The following is an 11869-nucleotide window of genomic DNA, read 5'->3' on the forward strand; positions in this document are numbered from 1 at the left end:
CCGCTGGCGTTAGTTGGACTAACGATGTAGTGTCCGTTAGTATCGCAAACGTTAGTCTCACAAACGAATCACGAAGGATGATCGGCATGCCCACCATCGACGTGCTCGACTCGACCATGTACCACGAGGACTCCGGCGCCGGCGTCCCCTACGTCTTCCTGCACGGCAACCCGGCCTCGTCACGCGCCTGGCGGGGGGTGCTGCCGGGGGTCCGCGAGCCCGGCCGCCGCCTGCTCGCCCCCGACCTCATCGGCATGGGCCGCTCGGGCAAGCCAGACGTGCCGTACCGGATCGGTGACCACGCCCGCTACCTCGACGCCTGGTTCGACGCGCTGGAGCTGGAGGGGGTCGTGCTCGTGGGGCACGACTGGGGCGGCGTGCTCGCCCTCGACTGGGCGGCCCGGCATCCGGGGCGGGTGCGGGGCGTGGCGTTCATGGAGACGTTCGTCCGCTCGATGAGCTGGGACGAGTTGGGCGAGGGCGCGCGGGCCCGGTCGGTGGCCCTGCGCGGCCCCGAGGGGGAGTCGCTGGCGCTGGGCCAGGACTACCTGGTGCGGACGGCGTTCACGGGAGGGGTGCTGACCGGCCTGAGCGAGGAGGAGATCGCGCCTTACCTGGCGCCGTACCCGACGCGCGAGAGCCGCCGCCCGCTGCTGGAGTGGGCGCGCTCGTTCCCGCTCGACGGCGAGCCCGCCGACGTCGTCGAGCGGGTCGACGGCTACGGCAAGTGGCTGGAGAGCAGCGCGGACGTGCCCAAGCTGCTGCTCACCTTCGACACCTCCCCGACCCTGCTGATCAGGGACGAGCTGGCGGCCTGGTGCGCCGGGCACGTCGCCGCCCTGGAGATCGCGCACTGCGGCGCGGCCGGGCACCACGCGCAGGAGGACAAGCCCGAGGCCATCGCCGCCGCCGTCAGCGGCTGGGCGTCCCGCCGCCTCGGAGCCTGAGTGGGTCAGCGGTAGCGGCGGCGGCCCACGTGGGCGAGGATCTCGCGCAGCGCGTCGGCCGCCTGCCGGGTGGCCTCCTCCGGCACCCCGGCCATCAGGGCGGCGTGCGCCTCCGCGGAGGCCTGCTGGGCCGCCGTCGCCACGCGCCGCCCCTCGTCCGTGAGCTGCACCCAGCGGCTGCGCGCGTCGCCCGGGTTGGCCTCGCGCTCCACGTATCCGGCCGCCGCCAGCCGCTGCAGCACATTGCTGATCCCTCCCGAGGTGAGGAACAGCGACTTCGACAGCTCGCTCGGCTTCATCCGGTGCGGCGGCGCCGCCCGGTTGAGCGCGGCCAGCACGTCGAACTCGGCGTACGTCAGCCCCAGCTCCACCAGCTCCGCCTTGACCGCCTGCTCGAACAGCAGGTTGATCCGCGACATGCGCTTGCTCAGCGCCAGGGCGGTGATGAGAGACGACGGCATGCCGGCCTCCTCCCACCGCGAGGTCAGCTCGTCGATCTCATCCGGCTTCACGCTCCTGAGGATACCCATCGGCATATTGCTTTCTTAAAAGCTTCTCTTTAAGCTTTTCATCATGGAAACCACGACTTTGATCAAGAACGGCGTCGTCGTCGACACCGAGCCCGAGCCCGTCGTGCTGGGCCGGCTGGACGTGCGGATCGACGGCGACACCATCGCCGAGGTGGGGCCCGACCTGCCCGCCGGGCCGCACGCCGAGGTGATCGACGCGACCGGGCGGATCGTGCTGCCGGGGTTCGTGGACACCCACCGGCACACCTGGCAGGCCGGCATCAGGGCCGTCGCGCCCGACATCGCCTTCACCGAGTACGTGCGGCGCGTGCTCGGCGAGCTCGCCCCCCGCCACCGCCCCCGCGACGTCCACGCCGGCAACCTCGCCGGCGCGCTGGAATGCCTGGACAGCGGCATCACCACGCTCCTCGACTGGTCGCACGTGCAGTCCACCCCCGACCACACGGACTCCGCCGTAGCGGCGCTGCACGAGTCCGGCATCAGGGCCGTGTTCGGTTACTGCTACGCGGGCCCGACCGACGGGCTCGCCGCGACGGCCCGGGGAGTGCGCGAGCGGCTCTTCGACACCACCGGCGGGCTGGTCACCATGGTGATCGCCGCGCTGGGGCCGGAGATCGCGGACGAGGAGCACGCGCTGGCGGAGTGGCGCCTGGCCGCGGACCTCGGCCTGCCGGTCACCGCGCACCTCGGCGGGCACGGCGGGGAGAGCGCCCGGCGGGGGCTGGCGTTCCTGGAGGAGAACGGGCTGCTCGCCACCCCCACCACCTTCGTACACGCCCTGCACTACACCGACGACGAGTTCAAGCGCATCGCCGCGGCCGGCGGCACCGTCTCGATCTCGCCGGTGGACGAGATGAACCTGGGGCTCGGTTACCCCACCACCGGGCGCGCCAGGGCGGCGGGAATCCCGGCCGGGCTCAGCGCCGACACGGTGGTGTGCTCGTCCGGGGACATGTTCAGCCAGATGCGGACCGCCCACCTCCTGGAGCGCGGCCGCCCCGACGGCGCCGGGTTCGGCTTCACCACCCGCGACGCCCTGCGCATGGCCACGATCGAGGGCGCGCAGGTGGTCGGGCTGGCCGACGTCGTCGGGTCGCTGCGGCCGGGCAAGCAGGCCGACGTGGTGCTGCTGCGCACGGACACGCCGGGCATGGCGGCGGCGCACGACCCGATCGCCGCCGTCGTGCTGAACGCCGACACGAGCTCGGTCGACACGGTCATGGTCGCGGGGCGTGTGGTCAAGCGTGACGGGCGGTTGCTCCACCACGACCTCGGCGCGGTGCTCGCGGACCTGGCGGAGACGGCCGGCGCGGTGGTGGCGGCGTGATCGTCGGCCTTACTCGGGGGTAGGGGGTCCCCGAGGAGAGTGCGATGACGGGTCTGGTGCGGCGGATCGGGTCGGTGAAGTCATGGGTCCGGGGGAGGGTGGACCACTGGCGAGTCCGCAGGCTGTCACTCGACCACCTGATCAGGACGGTACGCCGGTATCACGGGCAGTCCGGCGACCGGCTGGCCGGTTCGGTCACCTATTTCGCCTTCCTGTCGTTCTTCCCGCTGGTGGCGCTGGCGTACGCGGTGCTCGGGTTCGTGGTGGCGGCCAGCGAGGAGACCAGGAAGGCCCTGGAGGCGGCCATCGTCGAGCGACTACCGGTGATCGCCAACGGGCTCAACCTCGAGGCCATCGCCAGGTCCAAGGAGGCGGCCGGTATCGTCGGCCTGCTCGGTCTCCTCTACGCGGGGCTGGGCGCGATGGACGCGCTGCGCGGGGCGTTGCGCGAGATGTCGATGACCACCGAGCCGCCGCTCAACTTCTTCGTCGGCAAGCTACGTGACCTGGCCACGCTCCTCATGATCGGGGGAACGCTGGTCGTGTCCGTGCCGGTCGCGGGGTTCGCCACCTGGGCCACGGACAGGTTCGTGCACTCCGTCTTCGGCGGGGAGTCGATGGGGGCCGCTCTCGGGCTGAGGGCGGTGGGGGTGGCGGCGAGCGTGGCGGCCGACTGGCTGCTGTTCCTGATCCTGCTGGGGTGGGTGGCCAGGACGGCCCAGCCGTTCAAGGTGATCGCCAGGGGGGCGCTGCTCGGCGCGATCGGCTTCGGGCTGCTCAAGCAACTGGCCACCCTGGTGCTCGGGCACACGCTGAACAATCTGGTCTACGGGACTTTCGCCATCATCGTGGGACTGCTCATCTGGATCAACATCTCGGCCAGGCTCGTGCTCTACGTCGCCGCCTGGACGGCCACCACCGGGTTCTGCCCGCCACCGTCCCCGTCCCCGATCCCGCCCTCGGGCGCGGCGGTGGAGGGCGGTGCGGAGCCCGCGCCGCGTGCGCGCGCCGACGGGGGAGGGCCGCCCGGCGCCAACGGGGGTCCGGCGCCCCGGAGCCGGCCGGGTGTGGCGTCCGGGGACGATCGGGACGGGGCGTCAGGAGCGTGAGCCGCCGCGCCGGCGGCGGATCCCGAACCCCAGCCAGACCAGCCCGAACAGCAGCCCGCCGCCGATCACCACCATCCCGACCGTCTTGCTGTAGTCGGTCTGCTTCGAGGCCGCCGTGCCCAGCAGCGGCGGCTGGACGGCCGGCGTGACCTTGGTCAGCGGCACGGACCCCGCCTGCGGGGGAGCGGCCTGCGCCGCGGGGAGCGGGTCCACGAGCCGGCCGACCGCCGTGGCCTTGCCCCTGACCGAGAAGCCCCAGTCCAGCAGTTGCGCCACCTCGTCCCAGAAGCCGCCCTCGTGCCGCATGATGCTCACCACGATCGTGTGCCCGCCGCGGGTGGCGGCGCCCACGAAGCTGCCCAGCGCCTTCGAGGTCCAGCCGTTCTTGATGCCGACCATGCCGTCGTAGCGCCAGAGCAGCTTGTTGTGGTTGCTGATCTGGTAGTGCTTGCCCTTCGGGGCCGGGAAGTCGGCGACCTTGGTGCTGATGTACCGGCGGAACTCGGAGTTGGCGAGGCCGGCGCGGGCGATCAGCGCCAGGTCGTAGGCGGAGCTGCTCTGGCCGGGCTTGTCCAGGCCGCTCGGCGTCTTGGCCACGGTGTCGTACGCCTGCAACCGCTTCGCCTCGGCGTTCATGTCCCGCATGGTCTTGTCGAGGCCGCCGTTGACCTCGGCCAGGGCCATGGCGGCGTCGTTGCCCGACGACATCATCAGCCCCTTGAACAGATCATCGATCTTGTACCTGGCCTTGACCGAGAGGCCGACCGCGCTGCCCTCCTGGTTGCACGCGTTCTGGCTGGGCCTGATCGTGCGGTTCTTGTCGAGCTTGGGGATCAGCGTGAGCGCGGTCAGCGTCTTCAGCGTGCTGGCCGGCAGATAGCGTCCGTGGGCGTCCTTCGCCGCGAGCACCTCTCCCGTGGTGACATCAGCGACAACATACGAAGTAGCCTGGGTCTTGGGCGGTTTATTGACGCCCTGGGGCGCCACCAGACCGCGGTTGCCCAGTGCCTCACCGCCGACCGGCGTTGTCGGCGCGGCATATGCGGTCCCGCTGGTGAGCGAGGCCGAGGCGATGAGTGCCGCTATTGGCATGATTTTCGTCCACATGGCGGTCTCAGCGTAGCTCCGTGTTAATGCCCATGTGGCGACACATGCCCCGATGATCCACCTTCGATAGCTGAGAGGCATTCATGTCACGAAAGATCGCCGGATTCCTCATCGTCCTCGGCGTGTTCATGATCTTCGAGTGGGTCAATCTCGGGTTTAACTTGGCCGACGGCCATCCGACCAGCTTCTACGTGGTGCATGGCATCCTGATCGCGGTGAACATCGTCCTCGCCGTCGTGGTGGGCGTCATCGGCTGGCGCGGCCTGCGCGGGGCTTCGGCCGGTGGCTCTGCTGGCAGCGACGCTGCTGCCAGCGGCTCTTCCGGCGGCGCCGCTTCGGTCAGGAGCCGCAGAGGAGACGCCGGGTGAGGGCGTGCAGCTCGTCCGCCTCCTCGCGGGAGTCGCCGATCGAGGTGAAGCCCAGCTTGCCATGCTCGGGAAGGGCTCCGAGCAGATGGAAGACATTCCCGGTGCGCCGTTCCGCGTCGAACCCGATCCCCAGCCGCTCGGCCGTACGCGTGATGTCGCCCGGGGAGGCGCCGCGCAGGCAGGCTGCGGCGCAGTTGTCGGTCGCGGTGTAGTACTTCGGTTGATTTCCGGACATGAGGAGGCCGGTTGCCGGATCGTACGTCGCCCCGGTCGTCATCACGGCGGCCCCGAACGGATGGGTGGTCCCGCCGATGCGCAGGTTGATCTCGCACAGCAGCGCCGCGTACCCGGCGTCGGCCTTCAGCGCGAAGAAGTCCATCCCGAACAGCCCGACCACGCCCCGCTTCGCCAGGATCCGCGCGATCCGGTCGGCCGACGCGCCCACCTCGGCCCGGTACTCGGGCGCCGCCGGGAACGTGCAGCCCTGGTAGACCTGGCCGTTGGCACCGCCGAGCACCTGGTCGTGCGTGGCCAGCACCTGAGCCTGGCCGCCGGGCGTGATGCAGGCCAGCGCGCTCGGGTAGTAGAGCGGCCGGTGCTCGATGTACTCCTCGACCACCGCTCCCCGGTCCCTGATCTTCGCGGTGAAGCTGGTCCAGGTCTCGCCCGCCATCGAGAAGCTGGTCAGCCCCCGGTCTGTCCTGGGGACGATGGCGTTGCCGAGCCCGGAGTAGCCGTCGTTCAGCTTGACGATCACGCGCTCGCCAGGCAGGGCCTCGATCGCCTCCTCGATCTCCAGCGCCGTCCGTACGTCGCCGAACCCGCGCGGCATGGGCACGCCCGCCTCCTGTCCCACCTCGCGAGCCCCGCTCTTGGAACCGTAATAGGAAAGGGACGTGGCGGGACCGTAGAGGGGAACGCTGAGTAACGAGGCGAGCTCCTCCTCCAACTCGCTCAGGACGAACGGCACCACCCAGGCGTCGCCGTCGATCTCCGAGCGTAGTCGCTCGATGGCGTCTGGGCGGGAGAGCAGCGTTTTGGTCAGCGGCTGGGACCAGGGTTCGTCGAGGCTGATGAGCGTCAGCCGCTTGGCGGCGTCATCCGGGTCGGGCAGGAATCCGAGGTAGTAGTCGATGATGTCGGGATCGATGGGCGCGGACGAGAGGTAGATCACCTTGACCCCGGGCTCACGGAGCGAGAGCAGCAGGAACAGCAGGCGTTCCTCGTACGATCTGGCTGCCGTGATCCGGCGGAGCTCATCCTGCGGCAGGGAGAGCGAGGGTACGACCACCAGGGTCCCCTCGCTCGGCTTGAAGATGCTCAACCCAGCACACTTCTCCCCGAACGGGATATTAGTGATCATATAGCGAGTGAAACACGCATTCTTCTCAAATGCAGCCATCGCCGAAGTGTCATGACCATGACGGAAGGTGACAGGATTCGGAATCGCTGACCACGTTTGGAAGTGGCGACATCGGGTCACGATCTAATGATCCCTTGTGACTATTTCCGGATCAGAGGGACCTTCACGGACCGTGACCACCTGCGGTTTTGGGCTGTCCATGAGCCAACTTCTGGAGTATCTGTCGGCAAGGAGACGCGCGAGAGGGATAAAGTCGAAGCATCGACATCGGGCTCACGGCCACCGCTGTGCTCCCGGCTGCAGCGGCCTCGCGACCGATGAGCGCAAAGCCCGTGCTGACGATCTCGCGCCCGACCACCGGGTGTGTCTTTTGACTCGCCGAGCGGCCGCTCCACCGGGTGGCCACCGCGGGATGACGAGTTTCTACAGCGCATGAGCCGCGTTGGTCAGGACATTATGAGGCGCGCGGCATAGGACGGGATGGTGACATATGCGGGGACGTGAGCTTCGGGGGGAACTCGACGCGTTCCTGGCGGAGACCGAGGAGGATCTCGTGGCGTTCCGCCGCGACCTCCACATGCACCCTGAGCTGGCCTTCGCCGAATATCGTACGACCGAGCGGATCGTCGAGCGGCTCACCGCCGCCGGGCTGACCCCTTCGGTGCTTCCCCGGGGCACCGGGCTGATCTGCGAGGTGGGCACCGGCGACGGCCCCACCGTGGCGCTGCGCGCCGACATCGACGCGCTGCCCCTCCAGGACGAGAAGGACGTGGCCTACCGCTCGACCGTCGCCGGGGCCTGCCACGCCTGCGGGCACGACGTGCACACCACGGTGCTGCTCGGCACCTCGATCTTCCTGGCCCAGCAGGCCGAGGCCGGCCTGCTGCCCGGCCGGGTGCGGCTGATCTTCCAGCCCGCCGAGGAGCTGCCCGGCGGCGCGCTGGAGGTCATGGCGCACGGCGGCATCAGCGGCGCCGACCGCATCTTCGGCCTCCACTGCGACCCCCGCGTGGACGTCGGCCAGGTCGGGCTCAAGCCCGGCCCGATCACCTCGGCCTGCGACCGGCTGGCCGTCCGGGTCTCGGGCCCCGGCGGCCACACCGCCCGCCCCCACCTGACCGCCGACCTGGTCTTCGCGCTCGCCAAGATCCTCACCGAGCTGCCCGCCGCCCTGTCACGGCGCATCGACCCGCGCTCCTCGCTCAGCCTCGTCTGGGGCCGGGTCGAGGCGGGCTCGGCGGCCAACGCGATCCCCGACGGCGGCATCGCCGAGGGAACGGTCCGCTGCCTCGACGAGAACGCCTGGCACGCCGCCCCCGACCTGATCAAGTCCCTGCTGGAGTCGGTGGCGAGCGCCTACGGCGTGGAGGCCACGATGGACTACACGCGCGGGGTGCCGCCGGTGGTCAACGACGAGGTCAGCGTCGAGATGCTGGCCGAGGCCACCGAGCGGGTGCTGGGCTCGAACGCCGTGGTGCCCACGCAGCAGTCGCTCGGCGGCGAGGACTTCGCCTGGTATCTGGAGTCGATCCCCGGCGCGTTCGGCCGCCTGGGCACCCGCTCGCCCGACGGGATCACCTACGACATCCACCAGGGCACGTTCGACGTGGACGAGCGGGCGATCGCGACGGGCGTGCGGGTCATGACCGCCACCGCGCTGACCGCCCTGTGGGAGGTCGGCCCACTCGACTCGATCACCTCGGCCCTGGCGTGAGGATCGGCCCGGCCCTGACGTGAGCGAGCCCGCCGCGCTGAGGCGGCGGGCCGTCCGGAAACCCCCGCGTGACTGCTCACGCGGGGGTTTCCGGTCAGTGCAGCTTGCCGAAGGTCACGGGCAGCCGCAGGGACGAGAGCCCCGGCGAGACCGTGACCTTGGTGCCCGGCGGGTAGCGCAGGGTGTAGTCGTAGTCGGTCGAGAGGATCACCAGGCCCAGCCGGTGGCCCTTCTTGAACAGATAGTCCGTCGGCTGGAAGTCCCAGGTGAAGCTGTAGTCCTTACCCGCGCGCAGCGGCTCGGTCCTGTCCGCGCGGTGCCGGTTGCGCACGTCCAGCCAGCCGCGGGTGACGATCTTGTAGGGGGTGGTGGCGGTGCCGAGCGTCCTGAGCGTGGTGCAGCCGGTGTCACCCGGGATGCCCTGGCCGTAGCAGTAGTTCTCGCCGGTCGAGACCAGCGTGCCGTTCGGGCGGACGTCGGTGCCGTAGTCCACCAGCAGGGCCGTCAGGTATGGTGACGCCCCGTCCTTGAACGATGCCCGCACCGAGACCGTCGGCGTGCCGGAGATCCGCACGTCGGTGGGCAGGGTGCCGGTCGCGTACGCCAGCCGGTTCGGATCCTTGCCGGTGGCCTCCACGAGCTGCTCGGCAGTGCGCGTCTTCTGGTCCACGAAGGACTCCTTGGGCGACAGCGGCCGGGGCAGCAGGTTCAGTTTCGAGTCCGAGCCCGGGAAGAGGGGCACGGTGGCGGTGCCGGGCAGCGGCCACGAGGCGTGCCGCTCCCACTGGCCGGCCGCGGTCTCCACGTCGGCCTGCGGCTCGCGCATGATGCCCGAGTCGATGCCGTGCAGCCAGTAGTCGAACCAGCCGTGCAACTGGCGCAGCCACTCGGCGGTGCGCAGGTTGAAGGGGTTCATGTGGGTGCCCTGGTGCAGCCAGATCTTGCGCGGCACGTGCTGCTTGGCCAGGGCGTACCACCACTGCGCGAACTGCTTGGTCTTGACGTTCCAGTCGTTGAGGCCGTGCACCAGGAAGACGCTGGCCTTGACCTTGCGGACGTCGTTCATGTAGTTGCGGGCGTCCCAGAGGGGGCTGTAGTCGCCGGTGACGCGGTCCTGGTCGGCCGTGAGCCGGTCTATCAGGGCGCCGCAGGCCGCTTGGCCGTTCTCCCTGGTCAGCACGTATTTGGCGAGCACGTCCAGGTCCTCGCCCTGGAACGTGCCGGGGGCCAGGACGCCGCCGTTGGCGCGGTAGTAGTCGTACCAGCTGGAGATGGCGGCGATCGGCACGATCGTCTCCAGGCCCTTGACGCCCGTCGCGGCCACCGCGTTCGGCAGCGTGCCGTTGTACGAGACGCCGATCATGCCGACCTTGCCGGTGGACCAGGTGGCCTCGACCGGGTTGCCGTCGGCGTCGAAGCCCCTGGCGCGGCCGTTCAGCCAGTCGATCGCGGCCTTCGGGCCGGCCGTCTCGTTGACGTCGCCGGAGGTCGGGCAGCCGGTGGCGCGGCCGCTGCCGAGGTTCTCCACCAGCGCGATGGCGTAGCCGCGGGGCAGGAAGTAGTTGTCGTAGTAGCCGTCGAACGGCTCGGCGGCCAGCTTGTCGACCAGCGCCCGCAGGGTGGGCAGCGGGTTGCCGTTCTCGTCCACGTCCACGGGGTGGTTGGAGACGTCGTTGCCGCCGGCGAAGTAGGGGCTCGCCTCCATGATCACCGGGACCTTGAGGCCCTGGTCGGTCTCCTTGGGCCGCAGGATGTCCACGGCGACCCGGTCGGCCTGGCCGTCGTGGTCGCTGTCGGTTCCCGCCACCTCGACGAACACCGTCTGCTTGACGGCGTCGGCGCGGGAGAAGACGGGCTGGGTGGCGTTGTTCTCGATCTTGATGGCCGGGGTGTCGGCGGTGGCCGGGGTGGCGCCGGTCATGGTCGCGACGAGCAGCGCGGCCAGGGGCACGGCTAAGGCCTTCCAAGGGTGCATGCTGGGCTCCGATACGAAATTTCCTCCGATGGTTGGGAATCTTGTCCAAGATCGGGCCGGGGGCAAGGGGTACGAGTGTGCTGAAATTGCACAAAATTTTCCAGAGACGAGAGGAGTGCCTGAAGTCAGCTTCAGGTCACAGACCCGCCTGATGTCGATAACGGAGCGGTTGCGACCCCGTTCCACGGTTTGGTATGCCCTGGTCAAGCAACTATCTTCCGTGCAGGTGCCGTACGTTTCTTCGCGTCTGTGACGAAGTTTCTTGACGGCGAGAGGAAGACGGCGGGGAACAGGAAGGGAGTCGCCTTGCTCGGCAAGCGATTCAACAGGATGGCGTTCGGCACGGTCGTCGGCGTCATGCTCATGGCAGCGACCGCCTGCGGCGGTGGCACCGGCGGGGGGACCACGGCCAGTGAGGACCCCAGCGCGACGACCGGCGACGCGAAGGGCGCGCTCAAGGTCGGGCTCGCGTTCGACGTCGGCGGGCGTGGTGACAAGTCCTTCAACGACGCTGCCTACGCCGGCCTGGAGAAGGCCCACACGGAGCTCGGCGCTGAGATCAAGGAGCTGAGCCCAAGCTCCGACGGCTCCAACCGCGGTGACCTGCTGCGCCAGCTCGCCGACGCCGACTACAACCCGATCATCGCGGTCGGCTTCGCCTACGCCGAGGACGTCAAGAAGGTCGCGGGAGAATATCCCGACCTGCAGTTCGCGGTGGTCGACTCCGCCTCCAACGCGCCCAACGTGACCGGCCTGCTGTTCGCCGAGGAGCAGGGCTCCTACCTGGCGGGCGTCGCCGCGGCGAACAAGACCACGACCAACCACCTCGGTTTCGTCGGCGGCGTCGAGAGCGACCTGATCAGGAAGTTCGAGGCGGGTTTCGTGGCCGGCGCGAAGTCGGTCAAGCCGGACATCAAGCTCGACATCAAGTACCTCACTCCTGACGGCGACTTCAGCGGCTTCAAGGCCCCTGACAAGGGCAAGGTGGCGGCCGAGAAGATGTTCCAGGACGGCGCGGACATCGTCTACCACGCGGCCGGCGACTCGGGCCTGGGCGTCTTCCAGGCGGCGGCCGCGGCCAAGAAGAAGGCCATCGGCGTCGACTCCGACCAGCGCCAGACGATCAAGGAGACCGATCTGCAGCCGGTCATCATGACCTCGATGCTCAAGCGCGTCGACGTCGGCGTCTTCGAGTACATCAAGGCCTTCCAGGGCGGCGCCAAGGGCGGCACCGATGTCACCTACGACCTCAAGGTCGACGGGGTGGGCCTGTCCACCACCGGCGGCGAGATCGACGACATCAAGGACAAGATCGACGCTGCCAAGAAGGACATCGTCGACGGCAAGATCACGGTTCCGGCCAAGCCGTAACCTGGGTACGGACTCGACCAAGGGCCCGGAGTTCTCGGCTTCGGGCCCTTCGTCTATC

The 11869-nt window shown here is 69.4% G+C and carries 10 protein-coding genes; 6 read left to right on the plus strand and 4 right to left on the minus strand.

Going from position 1 to position 11869, the window contains the following annotated elements; genetic code table 11:
* Nucleotides 1-86: 86 nt before the first annotated feature.
* Nucleotides 87-947 carry a haloalkane dehalogenase gene (locus tag ABGB18_RS32565; RefSeq protein ID WP_347699477.1) on the plus strand — a complete coding sequence of 287 codons (861 nt, stop codon included), beginning with the start codon at nt 87-89 and terminating at the stop codon, nt 945-947.
* A gap of 5 nt (nt 948-952) precedes the next feature.
* On the opposite strand, the gene ABGB18_RS32570 is transcribed toward ABGB18_RS32565, so the two are convergent.
* Nucleotides 953-1459 carry a MarR family transcriptional regulator gene (locus ABGB18_RS32570; RefSeq protein WP_347699478.1) on the minus strand — a complete coding sequence of 169 codons (507 nt, stop codon included), beginning with the start codon at nt 1457-1459 and terminating at the stop codon, nt 953-955.
* A gap of 61 nt (nt 1460-1520) precedes the next feature.
* Here ABGB18_RS32570 and ABGB18_RS32575 point away from each other — a divergent pair, with 61 nt between their 5' ends.
* Nucleotides 1521-2804, plus strand: coding sequence for an amidohydrolase family protein (locus ABGB18_RS32575; RefSeq protein ID WP_347699479.1), 1284 nt, complete (start codon nt 1521-1523; stop codon nt 2802-2804).
* A gap of 44 nt (nt 2805-2848) precedes the next feature.
* Nucleotides 2849-3913, plus strand: coding sequence for a YihY/virulence factor BrkB family protein (locus ABGB18_RS32580; RefSeq protein ID WP_347699480.1), 1065 nt, complete (start codon nt 2849-2851; stop codon nt 3911-3913).
* Here ABGB18_RS32580 and ABGB18_RS32585 read toward each other — a convergent pair.
* Complete coding sequence (locus ABGB18_RS32585; RefSeq protein ID WP_347699481.1) at nt 3902-5005, minus strand: D-alanyl-D-alanine carboxypeptidase; 1104 nt, start codon at nt 5003-5005, stop codon at nt 3902-3904. The two genes, ABGB18_RS32580 and ABGB18_RS32585, sit on opposite strands and share 12 nt — an antisense overlap.
* A gap of 98 nt (nt 5006-5103) precedes the next feature.
* On the opposite strand from ABGB18_RS32585, the gene ABGB18_RS32590 reads away from it, so the two are divergent.
* Nucleotides 5104-5388, plus strand: coding sequence for a hypothetical protein (locus ABGB18_RS32590; RefSeq protein WP_347699482.1), 285 nt, complete (start codon nt 5104-5106; stop codon nt 5386-5388).
* On the opposite strand, the gene ABGB18_RS32595 is transcribed toward ABGB18_RS32590, so the two are convergent.
* Nucleotides 5360-6712, minus strand: a complete 1353-nt coding sequence (locus ABGB18_RS32595) for a peptide ligase PGM1-related protein (RefSeq protein ID WP_347699483.1) — start codon at nt 6710-6712, stop codon at nt 5360-5362. The two genes, ABGB18_RS32590 and ABGB18_RS32595, sit on opposite strands and share 29 nt — an antisense overlap.
* A gap of 529 nt (nt 6713-7241) precedes the next feature.
* Between ABGB18_RS32595 and ABGB18_RS32600 the strand changes: the two genes are divergently transcribed.
* Complete coding sequence (locus tag ABGB18_RS32600; protein ID WP_347699484.1) at nt 7242-8465, plus strand: M20 family metallopeptidase; 1224 nt, start codon at nt 7242-7244, stop codon at nt 8463-8465.
* A gap of 94 nt (nt 8466-8559) precedes the next feature.
* Here the strand turns inward: ABGB18_RS32600 and ABGB18_RS32605 are convergent, their stop codons facing one another.
* Complete coding sequence (locus ABGB18_RS32605; RefSeq protein ID WP_347699485.1) at nt 8560-10440, minus strand: Xaa-Pro dipeptidyl-peptidase; 1881 nt, start codon at nt 10438-10440, stop codon at nt 8560-8562.
* Nucleotides 10441-10746: 306 nt separating this feature from the next.
* On the opposite strand from ABGB18_RS32605, the gene ABGB18_RS32610 reads away from it, so the two are divergent.
* Nucleotides 10747-11811 (plus strand): BMP family ABC transporter substrate-binding protein, encoded by a 1065-nt coding sequence (locus tag ABGB18_RS32610; RefSeq protein ID WP_347699486.1) that lies wholly within the window; start codon nt 10747-10749, stop codon nt 11809-11811.
* Nucleotides 11812-11869 lie beyond the last annotated feature (58 nt).

Origin of the sequence: Nonomuraea sp. B12E4 (assembly GCF_039871825.1) — a bacterium.
Lineage (GTDB): Bacteria > Actinomycetota > Actinomycetes > Streptosporangiales > Streptosporangiaceae > Nonomuraea.